Consider the following 16591-nt stretch of genomic DNA (forward strand, 5'->3'; position numbering starts at 1 on the left):
CGGCCGTCGGACGGCCGTCGTTCGGGTCTTGCCAGGGGCAGGCGTCGGTCAGACGTTGAACCCGAGCGCGCGCAGCTGCTCGCGTCCGTCGTCCGTGATCTTGTCCGGGCCCCACGGCGGCATCCACACCCAGTTGATGCGCAGTTCGCTGACGATGCCGTCCGTGGCCGACTTCGCCTGGTCCTCGATGACGTCCGTCAGCGGGCAGGCCGCCGAGGTGAGGGTCATGTCGAGGGTCGCGATGTTCGCGTCGTCGACGTGGATCCCGTAGATCAGGCCCAGGTTGACGACATCGATGCCCAGCTCGGGGTCGACCACGTCGTAGAGGGCCTCGCGGACCTCTTCCTCGGTGGCCGGCTTGATGGACGCCTCGGGCGTCGCGTTCTCGGTCATGCCGTCTTCCTCTCGGCGTCGCCCAGTGCCTGGGCGGTCGCGTCCTTCCACGCCATCCAGCTCAGCAGGGCGCACTTCACCCGGGCCGGGTACTTGGAGACGCCGGCGAACGCGACCGCGTCCTCCAGCACCTCCTCCATGGCCTCGTCGGGCTCCATCTTGCCCTTGGACTGCATCAGCTCCAGGAAGACTTCCTGGATCTTCCGCGCCTCGCCCAGCTCCTTGCCGACGAGCAGCTCGTTCAGTATCGACGCGCCGGCCTGGCTGATGGAGCAGCCCTGGCCCTCGTACGAGATGTCCGTGAGGGTCTCGCCGTCGTACTTCACGCGCAGGGTGATCTCGTCACCGCACGTCGGATTGACGTGGTGCACCTCGGCGTCGCCGTCGCGCAGACCTCGCCCGCGCGGGTGCTTGTAGTGGTCCAGGATCAGTTCCTGGTACATCGATTCCAGCTTCACTGCGTCCTCGTCGTCCTCGTCGCCCTGGTCAGCCGAAGAAGTTCCGTACGTGCTCCAGCCCGTCGATCAGCGCGTCGACCTCGGCCGGAGAGGAGTACAGATAGAAAGACGCTCGCGTCGTCGCCGGAATTCCGTACCGGAGGCAGACCGGGCGGGCGCAGTGGTGTCCCACGCGGACCGCGATGCCCTGCTCGTCCAGTACCTGGCCGACGTCGTGCGGGTGGATGTCGCCGAGCGTGAACGAGATCGCGGCTCCGCGGTCCTCGGCCGTGGTGGGGCCGATGATGCGCAGGTCCGGGACCTCCGCGAGGCGCTTGATCGCGTACTCGGTGATCGCGTGCTCGTGCGCGGCGATCTTGTCCATGCCGATCGCGGTCAGGTAGTCCACGGCCGCGCCGAGGCCGACGGCCTGGGCGATCGGGGGCGTACCGGCCTCGAACTTGTGGGGCGCCGGGGCGTAGGTCGAGGAGTGCATCGAGACGGTTTCGATCATCTCGCCGCCGCCCAGGAAGGGCGGCAGGTCCTCGAGCAGCTCCTGGCGGCCCCAGAGGACGCCGATGCCGGTCGGACCGCACATCTTGTGGCCGGTGAAGGCCACGAAGTCGGCGCCGAGCGCCTGCACGTCGAGCGGCATGTGCGGTGCGGCCTGCGAGGCGTCGATCAGCACCAGCGCGCCGACCTCCTGCGCGCGCCGGACGATCGCCTCGGTCGGGTTGACCGTGCCCATGATGTTGGAGACCAGCGTGAAGGAGACGATCTTCGTCTTCTCCGTGATGACCTCTTCGATGTTGGACAGGTCGAGCCGGCCGTCGTCGGTGAGGCCGAACCACTTCAGCTTCGCGCCCGTGCGCTGCGAGAGCAGCTGCCACGGCACGATGTTGGAGTGGTGCTCCATCTCCGTGATGGCGATCTCGGTCTCGCGGTCGACCCGGTAGGGCTCGTCCGCCCAGCCGAGCATGTTCGCGACCAGGTTGAGCGACTCCGAGGCGTTCTTGGTGAAGATCACCTCGTTGCGGCTCGGCGCGTTGATGAAGGCGGCGACCTTGTCGCGGGCGCCCTCGTACAGCGCCGTGGCCTCCTCGGCGAGCACGTGCACGCCACGGTGGACGTTGGCGTTGTGCTGCTCGTAGTACTCGTTCAGCGCGTCGAGCACCTGGCGCGGCTTCTGCGAGGTCGCAGCGTTGTCCAGGTAAACGATCTTCTTCCCGTCGTGGACCACACGATCCAGAAGGGGGAAGTCCTTGCGGATCGCCTCGATGTCGAGGAGGCCAGGCAGCTGTGTCACGCGGTCGCGCCACCCTTCGTGCTGTAGGACTCGTAGCCTTCGGCCTCCAGCTTGTCGGCGAGTTCGGCGCCGCCGGACTCGACGATGCGGCCCTCGGAGAAGACGTGGACGAAGTCGGGCTTGATATAGCGCAGGATCCGCGTGTAGTGCGTGATCAGCAGGGTGCCGGTGTCGCCGGTCGCGTGAACGCGGTTGACGCCCTCGGAGACCTGGCGCAGGGCGTCGACGTCGAGGCCGGAGTCGGTCTCGTCGAGGATCGCGATCTTCGGCTTCAGGAGCTCCAGCTGCAGGATCTCGTGGCGCTTCTTCTCACCGCCGGAGAAGCCCTCGTTGACGTTGCGCTCGGCGAAGGCCGTGTCCATCTGGAGCTGCTCCATCGCGGACTTGACCTCCTTCACCCAGGTGCGCAGCTTCGGCGCCTCGCCGCGGATGGCGGTGGCCGAGGTGCGCAGGAAGTTGGAGACCGAGACGCCGGGGATCTCGACCGGGTACTGCATCGCGAGGAACATGCCGGCGCGGGCGCGCTCGTCGACGGACATCTCCAGGACGTCTTCGCCGTCCAGGGTCACGGTGCCCTTGGTGATGGTGTACTTCGGGTGACCGGCCAGCGCGTACGCGAGGGTGGACTTGCCGGAGCCGTTCGGACCCATGATGGCGTGCGTCTCACCCTGCTTGATGGTGAGCTCGACGCCCTTGAGGATCTCGCGGGCGCCGTTCTCGGCCTCGACGGAGACGTGCAGGTCGTGGATTTCAAGCGTTGCCATGGATACCTCAGGACTCCTGGGTGAGGGAGACGAGCACGTCGTCCCCTTCGATCTTTACGGGGTATACGGGGACGGGGCGCGTCGCGGGCAGGCCGGAGGGCTTGCCCGTGCGCAGGTCGAAGGCCGAGCCGTGCAGCCAGCACTCGATCATGCAGTCTTCGACCTCGCCCTCCGAGAGGGAGACGTTCGCGTGCGAGCAGATGTCGTTGATCGCGAACACCTCCCCCTCGGCGCGCACGATGGACACCGGCGTGCCGTCGAGTTCGACCCTCTTGGGGGCGTTCTCCTCGAGCTCGCTCAGCGCACAGGCCTTGACGTAAGTCATCAGACGGAACCCTGGAGCTCGGTCTCGATCTTGGCGAGCAGGCGCTCCTCGATGTCGTCGACACCGATCTGCTGGACGAGCTCGGCGAAGAAGCCGCGCACGACCAGGCGGCGGGCCTCGTCGGCCGGGATGCCGCGCGACTGCAGGTAGAAGAGCTGCTCGTCGTCGAAGCGGCCGGTCGCGGAGGCGTGGCCGGCGCCGACGATCTCGCCGGTCTCGATCTCCAGGTTCGGCACCGAGTCGACCCGCGCGCCGTCCGTGAGGACGAGGTTGCGGTTCATCTCGTAGGTGTCGGTGCCCTCGGCGGTCTTCTCGATGAGCACGTCACCGATCCAGACGGCGTGGGCGTCCTGGCCCTGGAGCGCGCCCTTGTAGACCACGTTCGACTTGCAGTGCGGGGCGTCGTGCGTGACCAGGAGGCGGTGCTCCTGGTGCTGGCCGGCGTCCGTGAAGTACAGGCCGAAGAGCTCGGCCTCGCCGCCGGGGCCCGCGTAGCTGACGCGCGGGTGGAGGCGTACGAGGTCGCCGCCGAAGGTGACCACGATGGACTTGAAGGTCGCGTCGCGGCCGATCAGCGCGTTGTGCTGGGACACGTGGACGGCGGTGTCGTCCCAGTCCTGCACGGAGACCACGGTGAGCTTGGCGCCGTCGCCGACGAGGAAGTCCACGTTGGCGGCGCGCACGCCGTCACCGGTGTGGTCGATGACGATGACGGCCTCGGCGAAGGCCTTCACGTCGAAGACGGTGTGGCCGAAGGTGGTGCCGCCCTCGCCGTGCAGGGTGACGCGCACCGGCTCGGTGAGCACCGCTTCCTTGGGCACGGTCACGACCGTGGCCTTGGCGAAGGACGAGAACGCCTGGGCGGCGATCCGGTCCACCGGGGTGCCGGCCTTGCCGATGCGCGCGTCGCCGCGCTCCACGGACTCGATCGTGACCACGTCGGGCGCGTCGATCTGGGCCTTCATGGTGCCGTTGGCGACCGCGGTGCCGTCGTGCAGACCCTTGAGGCGGGCGAGCGGCGTGAAGCGCCACTCCTCCTCGCGGCCGGTGGGCACGGGGAAGTCCGCCACGTCGAAGGACGGGGGGGCACTCATCCGGGTGGCGACGGTGGACTCGGCGGCCACCGCGATCGCGCCGGCGGTGGTGGAACCCGCCGGAATGTTCTGAGCCTCAGCCATGGCTGTCGTGTTGCTCTCTTCCTTAAAGAAACTGCTGCGGACGTCGGGCGGGGCCGGGACTAACCGACCGAGCCTTCCATCTGCAGCTCGATCAGCCGGTTCAGCTCCAGCGCGTACTCCATCGGCAGCTCACGGGCGATCGGCTCGACGAAGCCGCGCACGATCATCGCCATGGCCTCGAACTCCGTCAGACCGCGGCTCATCAGGTAGAAGAGCTGGTCGTCGGAGACCTTGGAGACGGTCGCCTCGTGGCCCATGGAAACGTCGTCCTCGCGGACGTCCACGTAGGGGTACGTGTCCGAGCGGGAGATGGTGTCGACCAGGAGCGCGTCGCACAGCACGTTGGACTTGGAGCCCTTGGCGCCTTCGCCGATCTCGACCAGACCGCGGTACGAGGTGCGGCCGCCGCCTCGGGCCACCGACTTCGAGACGATGTTGGAGGAGGTGTTCGGCGCCATGTGGACCATCTTGGAGCCGGCGTCCTGGTGCTGGCCCTCGCCCGCGAAGGCGATGGAGAGGGTCTCCCCCTTGGCGTGCTCGCCCATCAGGTAGACGGCCGGGTACTTCATGGTGACCTTGGAACCGATGTTGCCGTCGATCCACTCCATGGTCGCGCCCTCGTACGCCACGGCGCGCTTGGTGACCAGGTTGTAGACGTTGTTCGACCAGTTCTGGATCGTCGTGTAGCGGCAGCGGCCGCCCTTCTTCACGATGATCTCGACCACGGCGCTGTGCAGCGAGTCCGAGGAGTAGATCGGGGCGGTGCAGCCCTCGACGTAGTGGACGTAGGCGTCCTCGTCGACGATGATCAGCGTCCGCTCGAACTGGCCCATGTTCTCCGTGTTGATACGGAAGTAGGCCTGGAGCGGGATGTCCACCTTGACGCCCTTGGGGACGTAGATGAACGAGCCGCCCGACCACACGGCGGTGTTCAGCGAGGCGAACTTGTTGTCGCCGACCGGGATGACCGTGCCGAAGTACTCCTGGAAGAGCTCCGGGTGCTCTTTGAGCGCGGTGTCCGTGTCGAGGAAGATGACGCCCTGCTCCTCCAGGTCCTCACGGATCTGGTGGTAGACGACCTCGGACTCGTACTGGGCGGCGACACCGGCGACGAGGCGCTGCTTCTCCGCCTCCGGGATGCCGAGCTTGTCGTACGTGTTCTTGATGTCCTCGGGCAGCTCCTCCCAAGAAGCGGCCTGCTTCTCGGTGGAACGCACGAAGTACTTGATGTTGTCGAAGTCGATGCCCGAGAGGTCGGAACCCCAGTTGGGCATGGGCTTCTTGCCGAACAGCTTGAGGCCCTTGAGGCGGAGGTTCAGCATCCACTCCGGCTCGGACTTCTTCGCCGAGATGTCGCGGACGACCTCCTCGGACAGGCCCCGCTTGGCGACCGCACCGGCCGCGTCGGAGTCGGCCCATCCGTATTCGTAGGTGCCCAGGCCATCGAGCTCAGGGTGAGCAGTCTCCGTGGTCATGCGGGGTTCCTCCCGGCCGTACTTGCAGATACTGATGTGTCGGTCTGTGTGGCGCCTGTGGCACGGACGCCGCTCCCACTGCGTGGAATGAACGTCGTGCACACCCCGTCGCCGTGGGCGATCGTGGCGAGACGCTGCACGTGCGTCCCGAGCAGGCGGGAGAAGACCTCGGTCTCCGCCTCGCAGAGCTGCGGGAACTGCTCGGCGACGTGTGCGACCGGGCAGTGGTGCTGGCAGAGCTGTTCACCGCTGTGCGGACCGGGAGCGCTCTTCGCCGTAGCAGCGTACCCGTCTCCGGTCAACGCCTTGGCAAGGGCCTCGGTGCGCTCCGCGGGGTCGGCCGCTTCCACGGCCGCGCGGTAGGTCTCGGCCTGCGCCGTCAGCCTGGCCTTCGCGAAGGCCGCCACGGCCGCCTCGCCCTGCTCCCCGCCCCCGGCGGCCTGCGCGATCCAGCGCATGGCGTCGGCGGCGAGCGAGTCGTAGGACTGGTCGAAGGCGTCCCGGCCGCAGTCGGTCAGCGCGAAGACCTTGGCGGGCCGACCCCGGGTCCGTGCGCCGTACACACGCTGCTCACGGGGTTCGACCACGTCGTCTGTGACGAGCGTGTCGAGGTGACGGCGGACGGCGGCCTGGGTGAGGCCGAGGCGCTGGGCGAGGTCGGCGACGGTGGAAGGACCGTGGTCCAGGATCGACCGCGCGACCCGGTTGCGGGTTGACCGCTCCCCGGTCGCGAGTTCGCCCTGGGGGGCCTCGCTCATCCGTTCGCCGTATTTCACAACGCCATTGTTGCGTAATTAGTCCGGCCCCGACAAGCCGTGATGGAGGCCACCTCTGGTGGCCTCCATCACTAAGGGTTACCTTATTTATCCACGGAGCGTTACGCGGAAGTGGACGCTCCGGATTCCCGCAGGGCCCCGCCGGTGAACCAGTACACGGCTCCCACCAGCAATCCTCCACCCACGATGTTCCCGGGCACGGTGAACATCACATTGCGGAAAAGGTCACCGAACCCCGCTGAGCCATCCAGGATCGCGAGGCTGAAAACAGCCATGTTCGCTACACAGTGTTCGAATCCGACGGCGACAAAAACAGCCACGGGCAGCCACAGGACGAAAATCTTGGCCGCATCGCCGCGGGCCCGGGTGAACATCCAGATGGCCAGGCAGACGAGCATGTTGCAGAGCACCGCGCGCCAGAACAGCTGTCCGCCGCTCAGCGCCATCTTCCCGTGCACCATCTCGGTGAGCATGGACCGCGCCGAGGGCGAGGAGGCCACGCCCGAGGCGTGCACCATGGCCCCGAAGGCGAAGGCTCCGACCAGGTTCCCGGCCAGCGAGAGCGTCCAGGACAGGATCAGGTCCTTGGGGCCGGTACGCCCCGACAGGGCTCCGACCAGCATGACCATCACGTTGCTCGTGAAGAGCTGGGCGCCGGCGAACATCACGATGGTCAGGGCGATCGGGAAGACCGCGCCCTCCAGCAGTTTCACGGCCGGCGAGCCCTTGGCCACGAAGGGCGAGATCGCGACCAGGAGCAGCACCTCGCCGACGGCGATGTAGGCGCCCGCGAGCATCGCCGACACGAAGTAGCGCGGCGGATGCCCGAGGTCATGGGCCTTGTGCTCGGCCTGCCCCGAGGTGGCTTCGACGTTCTGAGCGATGCTGTTCACCATTCGACGTTAGGCCCCGGCCCCACCCCCGGATAGACGAAAAAGTCACGAATGCGCAGGTCCGTGACCCTTCGGGGGCGGGACCTACGGCCCCACCCCGGTCACCTCCCGCGGCTCCGTAGACTCACTCCCCATGAGCAACGACCCCGCCGTGGACATCCGCGGACTGGTGAAGCGGTACGGCCCCAAAACCGCGGTGGACGGCCTGGACCTCACCGTCCGGAGGGCCTCGGTCACCGCAGTCCTTGGTCCCAACGGCGCGGGCAAGACGACCACTGTGGAAACCTGCGAGGGCTACCGCCGCCCCGACGCCGGAACCGTCCGCGTCCTCGGCCTCGACCCCGTGACCCAGGCCGAGTCCCTGCGCCCGCGCATCGGCGTGATGCTGCAGTCCGGCGGCGTCTACTCCGGCGCCCGGGCCGTCGAGATGCTGCGCCACATGGCCAAGCTCTACGCTGATCCCCTGGACGTCCCCACCCTGGTGGAACGCCTCGGCCTCGGCGGCTGCGGCCGCACCGCATACCGCCGGCTCTCCGGCGGCCAGCAGCAGCGCCTGGCCCTCGCCATGGCCGTCGTCGGCCGCCCCGAGCTGGTCTTCCTGGACGAGCCGACCGCGGGCCTCGACCCGCAGGCCCGCCGCGCGACCTGGGAACTCGTACGGGAACTGCGTGCCGACGGGGTCTCGGTCGTCCTCACCACCCACCACATGGACGAGGCCGAGCAGCTCGCGGACGAGGTCGCCATCGTCGACGCCGGCAAGGTCATCGCCCACGGCACCCCCGAGGCGCTGTGCCGCGGCGGCGCCGAGAACACCCTGCGCTTCACCGGCCGCCCCTCCCTCGACCTCGCCTCCCTGCTGAAGGCCCTGCCCGACGGCACCCAGGCCGCCGAGCTCCTCCCCGGCGTCTACCGGGTCACCGGCGACGTCGACCCCCAGCTCCTGGCCACCGTCGCCTCCTGGTGCGCGCAGCACGGGGTGATGCCCGACAGCCTCTCGGTGGAGCGGCACACCCTCGAAGACGTTTTTCTGGAACTCACGGGCAAGGAGCTGCGCGCATGAGCGCCGGTACGTTCACCCCCCGCCCGGGGGCCGCGCCCGTGTCCCGCATGATCCTGGCGCAGACCGCGCTGGAGACCCGGATGCTGCTGCGCAACGGGGAGCAGCTGCTGCTGACCGTGATCATCCCGGCGCTGCTGCTCGTCCTGTTCTCCGCGGTCGACATCATCGATGTGGGTACGGGCAAGTCCGTGGACTTCCTCGCCCCCGGCATCCTGGCACTGGCCGTGCTGTCCACCGCCTTCACCGGCCAGGCCATCGCCACCGGCTTCGACCGGCGCTACGGGGTCCTCAAGCGGCTCGGGGCCTCCCCGCTGCCGCGCTGGGCGCTGATGGCCGCCAAGACGCTGTCCGTGCTGGTCACCGAGGTGCTGCAGATCGCGCTGCTGACGGTGATCGCCTTCGCCCTGGGCTGGTCCCCGCACGGGAACCCGCTGTCCGTCGCCGTGCTGATCCTGCTCGGCACCGCCACCTTCTCCGGACTCGGCCTGCTGATGGCCGGCACCCTGCGGGCGGAGGCCACCCTGGCCGCCGCCAACCTGGTCTTCCTGCTGCTCCTGGTCGGCGGCGGGGTGATCGTGCCGTTGGACAAGTTCCCGGGTGCGGTCCAGTCCGTCCTCGGCCTGCTCCCGATCTCCGCGCTCTCCGACGGGCTGCGCGAGGTGCTCCAGCACGGGGCCGCGCTGCCCTGGGGCGACGCGGCGATCCTGGCGGTCTGGGCCGTACTCGGCCTGGGGGCCGCGGCGCGCTGGTTCCGCTGGGAGTGAATCCCTTCCCCCGAGCGTTGCCCCGGCAGGAGGATGGTCGCCTCCACAGGGGAGCGCACCACAGACGCCGGGGGGCGGCATGGCGCAGCGGGAGGCCGTTCTGCGGCTGGACGAACAGTGGGCACGGATCCGGTCGGGCGCGGCGCACGCGGAGCCCGCGGAGGCCGACGCCCTGCTGGCCAAACTGATCGGAGCCCTGCGCGGGCCGGCCGGCACCGATGCCGAGTGCGCGGCCCGGCTGGGGCTGCGCCTCGGTGACCTGGCGGCCCGCCGCTTCGCCGACGGGGACCGGGCCGGGGCGCTGGCCGCCATCGAGGAGGGGCTGCGGTTCTCGCAGCAGGCGGCCGGGCACGCGGCCGAGTACGCCCGCTGGTACGCCCGGGGCCTGATCAACCAGGGGGTCTGGCTGTCCTGGCCCCTCAGCGACGGGGCGCGACTCCCGAAGCACCCGGTGGGCCCCGGCTCCGAGAGCGGCCCGAGCCCCATGGAGCAGGCCGCCGGCGAGCGGGCCCGGGACCTGACGGTCGGCGCGGTGGAGGTCTGGGCGGCCCTGGACCAGGAGGATCCGGTCAACCAGCGGGGCCTCGCGCAGGCGAAGGTGTTCCTCGGAGACCGGCTCGCGGAGCTGGGCCTGGCCGAGGAATCCGTGGCCTGGGCGGTGGACGCGGAGGGCTCCTTCCGCCGGCTGCTGCTCGCCGATCCCGGCTCCGAGGAGTCGCAGGAGGCCGAGGAGGCCCTGGACCACATCGGCCGCCAGCTCGAACTGCGGCTGCGCTACCTGTCCTTCGCCTCCCTGATCGGCCTGCGCACGCGGGGGCTGCTGCCTGAACGGCTGCTGCCCCAAGCCGTGGTGGCCGCCCGCATCGAGGGCACCTCCGAGGAGGAGATCGCCGCCCGGCTGGGCCTGGAGGCCGACCAGGTCCGCACGATGCTCGAAGTGACCCCCTGGATCGCGGTGTGGCGCGTCGAGGTCCGCGGCGCCGACGGACTGTGGAACGTACAGTCACATCCCTGGCACAGCGGTGCAGAAGTGCGAAACCGGACAGCTGAGGACGTAGGCTCCGAATTAGTGCACGGCTTCGCGGCTTCGGCCGACTACCCGGGCGAGTCCGCCCATTGGCGGATCCGCGTGTGGTGGCACACCGAAGGCGACCCGGCCGAGGCCCGGTTCCGGCTGGTCATCGGCCCTGACGGAGTGACCGCCACCCCCTCGTGAAACTTTGCACAAGTGTCCGCGTACGATAAGTGCCGTGTTGACCCCCCTCGCATATCTCGCCAGCCGCTGGACTCCCTCACCCCGGACCGTCCAGCGAGCCGCGTTCGCAGCGGTGCTCATGAGCGTCGTCATCGTCGTCACCGGCGGCGCCGTGCGGCTGACCGGATCCGGACTCGGCTGCGACACCTGGCCCAAGTGCACGAGCGACAGCCTGATCGTGACCCAGGAGCAGGGCTTCCACGGCGTCATCGAGTTCGGCAACCGCATGCTGACGTACGTGCTCTGCGCGGCCGTTGGCTGGGCGATCACCGCCGCCCGCTGCGCCAAGCCGTGGCGGAGCTCGCTGACCCGGCTCGGCTGGATCCAGTTCGCCATCGTGATGGGCAACGCGGTCCTCGGCGGCATCACCGTCCTGACGGGGCTCAACCCCTACAGCGTGGCCGGGCACTTCATGCTCGCCACCTCGCTGATCACGGTGACGACGATCACCTGGCAGCGCACCCGCGAGGGTGACGGCCCGGCCCGGCCGCGCGTGCCCTCCCCCGTGCGCAAGCTCTCGTGGGCGCTGGTGGCGGCCACCGTCGTGCTGATCGCCGCCGGCACGGTGGTCACCGGTTCCGGCCCGCACGCCGGTGACAGCAGCGAGATCAAGCGGATGCCGTTCGACTGGTCGGCCGCCGCCCACGTGCACGCGGTCTCCGCCTGGGTGGTCTGCGCGCTCGCCGTCGCGATGTGGCTGGTGCTGCGCGTGGTCGACGCCCCCGTCGACACCCGGGCCCGCGCCCGCGACCTGCTGATCGTGCTGCTCTCCCAGGGCGCCATCGGCTACGTCCAGTACTTCACCGAGGTGCCCGAGGCCCTGGTCGCCGCCCACATGCTCGGCTCCTGCCTGGTGTGGATCTCGGTGGTCCGGGTGGTGCTGAGCCTGCGCGAGCGTCCGTCCAGGCAGGCCGGGATCCCGGTGCAGGGCGACGACGCCCAGCTCGCCGCGGTCTGACCCCCTGACCCACCCGGGGCCGACCGCCCGTCAGCCCCGTTCGTCCAGCCGGTAGACGCGGCGGGCATTGCCCGCCGCGACCATCGCCGCCACCCGCTCCCCGTCCCGCCAGGTCCAGGAGCCGTCGGCGACCCAGCCGCCGAGCACCCGGCCGAGCGCCTCCCGGAAGGCCAGCGCGCCCACCGCGTGCAGTTCGGGCAGTTGCCGTCCGCCGCCGGAGAACATCAGCTTCCCGAACGGCGCGGTCTCCAGGCACTCCGCCAGCACGGCGGCCGCCCGCGCCCCCGTGGATCCCAGCGCCGCGCCGAGGTCGGCGTGGACGTGTGGGAAGGCCGCGGCCAGCCCCGCCGCCTGCCGGTGGTGGGGGTACCCGCCGAGCAGGACCAGCCGCGCCCCCAGACCCTCGGTGGCGCGCAGGAACCCGGTCAGCCGCTCCGGCTCCCCCGATTCCCCGCCCGTGTGCAGCTGGAGCGGCACCCCGGAGGACACCGCGCTCCACGCCAGGTGCCGCAGGAGTACGGGGTCCCGTACGGCCCCGCCCCCGGCCCGTCCGGCCAGCCAGCGCCCGGCCGCGCCCCGCACCTCGCCCGGACCGGGCGGTTCGGGCGCGGCTTCCAGGGCCGCCGCCCAGGCGGGCCCCCCCTCCCCGGCCCCGCAGCTGAAGGCCACGGCCCCGGCGGCGGCCTGGTGGACCGCCCCGGCGAGGTCGGCCAGGAAGGCGGCGACGGTCCCGGCGGTGTCCGCCGCCCGCTCGGCCAGCAGCTCCGGCCGCACCAGCTCGAAGGCCTCGGTTCCGCCCGCCAGGGCCAGTTGCTTGGCCCCGGTGAGGTCCCCGGGCGCCCCGGTGTCGACGAGCCGGGCTCCGACCCCGCAGCCGCGCAGCAGTCGGCGGGCCGTCTCGGCGGCGCCCAGCTCGCGCCGCCGTGCGAGGTAGCGGGCGGGGGCGCAGTGCGGTTCGAGCCCGAGCAGCGGCGGGCACCAGCGGCGCACGGCGAAGCCGGTCTGGGTGTCGAAGAAGGTGGTGCCGGCGGCGGGCGGGCCGGCCGAGGGGAGCAGCTGGGCCTCGAAGGTGGCGAGGCCGAGCTCCGTGCGGAGCACTCCCTGGCAGTACTGGTCCACCAGGGGCGGCGTTTCGATCATCCGGGCATCCCGTTGCGGACGTGAGGAAGGGGCTTCCACACGTCCTAACGGGTGAGCGGGGTGTGAGGTGTTGCTCGCGCTGTTGACCGAGCGGGTGACGCGGAAACGATCAGGCCAAAGATCAGGCCAAGATCGACCGGGTCAGGCCGCCGGGTTGGCGGGGCCGCCGAGCTGCATGCCGGCCATCCGGGACCACTCGTACGGCCCTGTCCGCACCCGCGCGGCGAACTCGCCGTCGAACTCCTCGTGGAGGGTCAGCCCGGCCTTCCCGGCCGCGAGCCGCGCGGTGTCGTACGCCGGGGCCACCAGGTCGCCCCACTCGCCGTCGGTGCCGACGAGGACGATCCGGGTGCCCGCCTGGCCGATGTGCGCGAGGTGGCCCTCGGCACCGCCGTGCTGCTTGGCGAACGCGCCGATCTGCTTGGCCAGCTTCGCGGCCGTACGGTCCTGCTTCTTGTCCGCCGTGGCGGCGGTCTCCTCGGTGTCTGCCATGGAGGGCATGCTACCGGCCAGTAATGAACGGAGGAAGGTTCACCGTCGGCGGATCAGCGGAGGAAGGGGTCCACGGCCACGGCGACGAAGAGCAGCGACACGTAGGTGATCGACCAGTGGAACAGCCGCATCTCCTTGAGCTTCGCGCCCGTCACGCCCGACTTGGCGCGCGCGCTCAGCCCGTGCGCCTCCCAGAGCCACCAGCCGCCGGCCACCAGGGCGACCGAAGTGTAGAACCAGCCGGTGTACCCCAGCGGGGTCAGCAGCAGCGAGACCGCCACCATCACCCAGCTGTAGAGGACGATCTGCTTGGCCACGGCCTTGTTGCCCGCCACGACCGGCAGCATCGGCACGCCGACCCGCGCATAGTCGTCCTTGACCTTCATCGACAGCGGCCAGTAGTGCGGCGGAGTCCAGAAGAAGATGACGAGGAAGAGGATGACCGCGGCCCAGGAGACCTCGTTCTTCACGGCCGACCAGCCGATGAGCACCGGCATGCAGCCCGCGATGCCACCCCACACGATGTTCTGCGAGGTGCGCCGCTTCAACAGCATCGTGTAGACGACGACATAGAAGAGGAGCGCGCCGAGCGCGAGCGCCGCCGAGAGCCAGTTGATCAGCAGCCCGAAGAACAGCGTGGACGCGATCCCGAGGCCGATGCCGAAGACCAGGCATTCGCGCGGGCTGACCATGCCGGTCACCAGCGGGCGTCCCGAGGTCCGGTCCATCAGCGCGTCGATGTCGCGGTCGATGTACATGTTCAGCGCGTTGGCGCCACCCGCGGACAGGTACCCGCCGAAGCAGGTGGCGAGGACCAGCCACAGCGAGGGCACGCCCTGCTCGGCGAGGAACATCACCGGCACGGTCGTGATGAGCAGGAGCTCAATGATCCGCGGCTTGGTCAGCGCCACGAAAGCCATGGCCCGGGCCCCGAACGGTCGCTGACCGGGGCTCGTCCCGAGCACCCCCGCTGGACGGGATTCGACGGCCGTCACGCACACCCCTGACAGAGAATCCAGCAAGCTCCGACGTGAACCTTTTAAACATGAAGGTCCCGTAAAGGCTTGCGCGTACCACGCCACTCTAGACGTAGCCATTGGCTCGTCCCGCGCGGGGGTCGCCCCGTGTTGGTCCGATCGGCGCTGAGACGTCACGCGCGGACGGCGGGTACTCGAATAGCTGCACGCTGTGGCGGGGGTAGGCTCGGAATCGCGCCGGTGCACCGTTCGTCACCGGGAACCAGACATGTGGAGAGGAGCCCTGACCCACGGTGAGCACCAAGCCGACGACCACAGAGCTCGACTGGACCGAACTGGACCAGCGTGCTGTCGACACCGCCCGCATCCTGGCCGCCGACGCGGTCCAGAAGGTCGGTAACGGCCACCCCGGTACGGCGATGAGCCTGGCCCCCGCCGCGTACACCCTCTTCCAGAAGGTGATGCGGCACGACCCGGCGGACCCGGAGTGGGTCGGCCGCGACCGTTTCGTGCTCTCCGCCGGTCACTCCTCGCTGACCCTCTACACCCAGCTGTACCTCGGCGGGTTCGGGCTCGAGCTGGACGACCTGAAGGCCTTCCGCACCTGGGGTTCGAAGACCCCGGGCCACCCGGAGTACGGCCACACCGCCGGCGTCGAGACCACCACCGGCCCGCTGGGCCAGGGCATCGCCAACGCCGTGGGCATGGCCATGGCCGCCCGCTACGAGCGCGGCCTGTTCGACCCCGAGGCCCCCGCGGGCGCCTCCCCGTTCGACCACATGATCTACGCGATCGCGGGCGACGGCTGCCTCCAGGAGGGCATCTCCCACGAGGCGTCCGCGCTGGCCGGCCACCAGAAGCTCGGCAACCTGGTGCTGCTGTGGGACGACAACCACATCTCCATCGAGGGCGACACGGAGACGGCCGTCTCCGAGGACACCCTCAAGCGCTACGAGGCCTACGGCTGGCACGTCCAGCGCGTCGCCCCGCAGGCCAACGGCGACCTCGACCCGAAGGCGCTGTTCGCGGCCTTCGAGGCCGCCAAGGCCGAGACGGAGCGCCCCTCCTTCATCGCGGCCCGCTCGATCATCGCCTGGCCGGCCCCGCACGCCCAGGGCACCGAGGCCGCGCACGGCTCGGCCCTCGGCAACGACGAGGTCGCCGCCACCAAGCGCGTGCTCGGCTTCGACCCGGAGCAGACCTTCGAGGTCTCCGACGAGGTCATCGCGCACACCCGCGCGCTGGGCGACCGGGGCCGCGACGCCCGCGCCGCGTGGGAGAAGGAGTTCTCCGCCTGGCGCAGCGCCAACCCCGGGCGCGCCGCCGAGTTCGACCGCATCAACGCCAACGAGCTGCCCGCCGGCTGGGAGGACAAGCTCCCCGTCTTCGAGGCCGGCAAGGGCGTCGCCACCCGCGCCGCCTCGGGCAAGGTCCTCGAGGCGCTCGGCGCGGTCATCCCGGAGCTGTGGGGCGGCTCGGCCGACCTCGCCGGCTCCAACAACACGACCATCGACAAGAACTCCTCGTTCCTGCCGGTGGGCAACCCGCTGCCGGAGGCCGACCCGTACGGCCGAACCATCCACTTCGGCATCCGCGAGCACGCCATGGCCGCGGCCATGAACGGCATCGCCCTGCACGGCCACACCCGCATCTACGGCGGCACCTTCCTGGTGTTCTCCGACTACATGCGCAACGCCGTGCGCCTCTCCGCGCTGATGCACGTGCCCGTCACCTACGTGTGGACGCACGACTCCATCGGCCTCGGCGAGGACGGCCCGACCCACCAGCCGGTGGAGCACGTCGCCGCGCTGCGCGCCATCCCGGGCCTGAACGTGGTCCGCCCGGCCGACGCGAACGAGACGGCCGTCGCCTGGCGCGAGATCCTCAAGCGCCACACGAAGGTCTTCGGCAAGGGCGCCCCGCACGGTCTGGCACTGACCCGCCAGGGCGTGCCGACGTACGAGCGCAACGAGGACGCCGCCAAGGGCGGGTACGTGCTCTTCGAGGCGGAGGGCGGCCCGGCTCAGGTCGTCCTCATCGGCACCGGTTCCGAGGTCCAGCTCGCCGTCGCCGCGCGCGAGGCGCTGCAGGCCGAGGGCGTCCCGGCCCGGGTCGTCTCGATGCCGTCCGTCGAGTGGTTCGAGGAGCAGTCCCAGGAGTACAAGGACAGCGTTCTGCCGCCGTCGGTCAAGGCGCGTGTCGCGGTCGAGGCCGGCATCGGTCTGACCTGGCACCGCTACGTCGGCGACGCTGGCCGGATCGTCTCGCTGGAGCACTTCGGTGCCTCGGCCGACGGCGCCGTCCTGTACCGCGAGTTCGGCCTCACCGCCGAAGCCGTGACCGCCGCCGCACGCGAGTCGCTCGCCATCGCCGCGCGCTGACTCCCGCACCCAGACCA

Annotated in this window: 17 protein-coding genes; 5 read left to right on the plus strand and 12 right to left on the minus strand. The window is 70.2% G+C overall.

Annotated elements, in window-relative coordinates:
- Positions 1-48: 48 nt before the first annotated feature.
- From OG435_RS12445 to OG435_RS12485, 9 genes are all read right to left on the minus strand, one after another.
- Positions 49-393, minus strand: coding sequence for a metal-sulfur cluster assembly factor (locus OG435_RS12445; protein WP_073913993.1), 345 nt, complete (start codon positions 391-393; stop codon positions 49-51).
- Positions 390-851 (minus strand): Fe-S cluster assembly sulfur transfer protein SufU, encoded by a 462-nt coding sequence (sufU, locus tag OG435_RS12450; RefSeq protein WP_112449508.1) that lies wholly within the window; start codon positions 849-851, stop codon positions 390-392. Before sufU ends, OG435_RS12445 begins: the two co-directional genes overlap by 4 nt.
- A 28-nt stretch (positions 852-879) precedes the next feature.
- Complete coding sequence (locus tag OG435_RS12455) at positions 880-2136, minus strand: cysteine desulfurase (protein ID WP_266876884.1); 1257 nt, start codon at positions 2134-2136, stop codon at positions 880-882.
- Positions 2133-2900, minus strand: a complete 768-nt coding sequence (gene sufC, locus OG435_RS12460; protein WP_266876885.1) for a Fe-S cluster assembly ATPase SufC — start codon at positions 2898-2900, stop codon at positions 2133-2135. Before sufC ends, OG435_RS12455 begins: the two co-directional genes overlap by 4 nt.
- A 7-nt stretch (positions 2901-2907) precedes the next feature.
- A complete protein-coding gene (locus tag OG435_RS12465) occupies positions 2908-3225 on the minus strand; it encodes a bifunctional 3-phenylpropionate/cinnamic acid dioxygenase ferredoxin subunit (protein ID WP_250742308.1) in 318 nt (105 codons plus the stop codon).
- Positions 3225-4403, minus strand: coding sequence for a Fe-S cluster assembly protein SufD (sufD, locus tag OG435_RS12470; protein ID WP_266876886.1), 1179 nt, complete (start codon positions 4401-4403; stop codon positions 3225-3227). Before sufD ends, OG435_RS12465 begins: the two co-directional genes overlap by 1 nt.
- A 59-nt stretch (positions 4404-4462) precedes the next feature.
- On the minus strand, positions 4463-5878 hold the full coding sequence (sufB, locus tag OG435_RS12475; RefSeq protein WP_266876887.1) for a Fe-S cluster assembly protein SufB: 1416 nt from the start codon (positions 5876-5878) through the stop codon (positions 4463-4465).
- Positions 5875-6654, minus strand: a complete 780-nt coding sequence (locus OG435_RS12480; protein WP_430625622.1) for a helix-turn-helix transcriptional regulator — start codon at positions 6652-6654, stop codon at positions 5875-5877. The genes sufB and OG435_RS12480 overlap by 4 nt, the downstream gene beginning before the upstream one ends.
- Before the next feature lie 101 nt (positions 6655-6755).
- Entirely contained in the window at positions 6756-7547 is a 792-nt protein-coding gene (locus OG435_RS12485; RefSeq protein ID WP_266876889.1) for a formate/nitrite transporter family protein, read from the minus strand.
- 133 nt (positions 7548-7680) lie between these two features.
- On the opposite strand from OG435_RS12485, the gene OG435_RS12490 reads away from it, so the two are divergent.
- The 4 genes from OG435_RS12490 (at position 7681) to OG435_RS12505 (ending at position 11584) form a co-directional block, all read left to right on the plus strand.
- A complete protein-coding gene (locus OG435_RS12490; protein WP_266876890.1) occupies positions 7681-8607 on the plus strand; it encodes an ABC transporter ATP-binding protein in 927 nt (308 codons plus the stop codon).
- The gene (locus OG435_RS12495; protein ID WP_266876891.1) at positions 8604-9371 is read left to right on the plus strand and encodes an ABC transporter permease; all 768 of its coding nucleotides are present in this window, start codon (positions 8604-8606) and stop codon (positions 9369-9371) included. Before OG435_RS12490 ends, OG435_RS12495 begins: the two co-directional genes overlap by 4 nt.
- Positions 9372-9450: 79 nt before the next feature.
- Positions 9451-10587 (plus strand): hypothetical protein, encoded by a 1137-nt coding sequence (locus OG435_RS12500; protein WP_266876892.1) that lies wholly within the window; start codon positions 9451-9453, stop codon positions 10585-10587.
- A 4-nt stretch (positions 10588-10591) separates the two neighbouring features.
- Complete coding sequence (locus OG435_RS12505) at positions 10592-11584, plus strand: COX15/CtaA family protein (protein ID WP_266876893.1); 993 nt, start codon at positions 10592-10594, stop codon at positions 11582-11584.
- A gap of 30 nt (positions 11585-11614) precedes the next feature.
- On the opposite strand, the gene OG435_RS12510 is transcribed toward OG435_RS12505, so the two are convergent.
- The 3 genes from OG435_RS12510 to OG435_RS12520 all read right to left on the minus strand — a co-directional run bounded on the left by OG435_RS12510 (position 11615) and on the right by OG435_RS12520 (position 14211).
- Positions 11615-12724, minus strand: a complete 1110-nt coding sequence (locus OG435_RS12510) for an amidohydrolase family protein (protein WP_266876894.1) — start codon at positions 12722-12724, stop codon at positions 11615-11617.
- 141 nt (positions 12725-12865) lie between these two features.
- Positions 12866-13216, minus strand: coding sequence for a hypothetical protein (locus OG435_RS12515; protein ID WP_266876895.1), 351 nt, complete (start codon positions 13214-13216; stop codon positions 12866-12868).
- A gap of 53 nt (positions 13217-13269) precedes the next feature.
- Positions 13270-14211: a heme o synthase gene (locus OG435_RS12520; RefSeq protein ID WP_266876896.1), complete on the minus strand. Its 942-nt coding sequence runs from the start codon at positions 14209-14211 to the stop codon at positions 13270-13272.
- A gap of 275 nt (positions 14212-14486) precedes the next feature.
- On the opposite strand from OG435_RS12520, the gene tkt reads away from it, so the two are divergent.
- Positions 14487-16574 (plus strand): transketolase, encoded by a 2088-nt coding sequence (gene tkt, locus OG435_RS12525; protein WP_266876897.1) that lies wholly within the window; start codon positions 14487-14489, stop codon positions 16572-16574.
- Positions 16575-16591 lie beyond the last annotated feature (17 nt).

This window comes from Streptomyces sp. NBC_01264, assembly GCF_026340675.1.
Taxonomy (GTDB): Bacteria; Actinomycetota; Actinomycetes; order Streptomycetales; family Streptomycetaceae; genus Streptomyces.

Bases quoted from the DNA above. Each gene is read 5' to 3' on its own strand.
- OG435_RS12445 (WP_073913993.1), bottom strand. From the start codon at position 393: ATGACCGAGAACGCGACGCCCGAGGCGTCCATCAAGCCGGCCACCGAG.
- sufC (WP_266876885.1), bottom strand. From the start codon at position 2,900: ATGGCAACGCTTGAAATCCACGACCTGCACGTCTCCGTCGAGGCCGAG.
- OG435_RS12465 (WP_250742308.1), bottom strand. From the start codon at position 3,225: ATGACTTACGTCAAGGCCTGTGCGCTGAGCGAGCTCGAGGAGAACGCC.
- sufD (WP_266876886.1), bottom strand. From the start codon at position 4,403: ATGGCTGAGGCTCAGAACATTCCGGCGGGTTCCACCACCGCCGGCGCG.
- sufB (WP_266876887.1), bottom strand. From the start codon at position 5,878: ATGACCACGGAGACTGCTCACCCTGAGCTCGATGGCCTGGGCACCTAC.
- OG435_RS12490 (WP_266876890.1), top strand. From the start codon at position 7,681: ATGAGCAACGACCCCGCCGTGGACATCCGCGGACTGGTGAAGCGGTAC.
- OG435_RS12495 (WP_266876891.1), top strand. From the start codon at position 8,604: ATGAGCGCCGGTACGTTCACCCCCCGCCCGGGGGCCGCGCCCGTGTCC.
- OG435_RS12500 (WP_266876892.1), top strand. From the start codon at position 9,451: ATGGCGCAGCGGGAGGCCGTTCTGCGGCTGGACGAACAGTGGGCACGG.
- OG435_RS12510 (WP_266876894.1), bottom strand. From the start codon at position 12,724: ATGATCGAAACGCCGCCCCTGGTGGACCAGTACTGCCAGGGAGTGCTC.
- OG435_RS12515 (WP_266876895.1), bottom strand. From the start codon at position 13,216: ATGGCAGACACCGAGGAGACCGCCGCCACGGCGGACAAGAAGCAGGAC.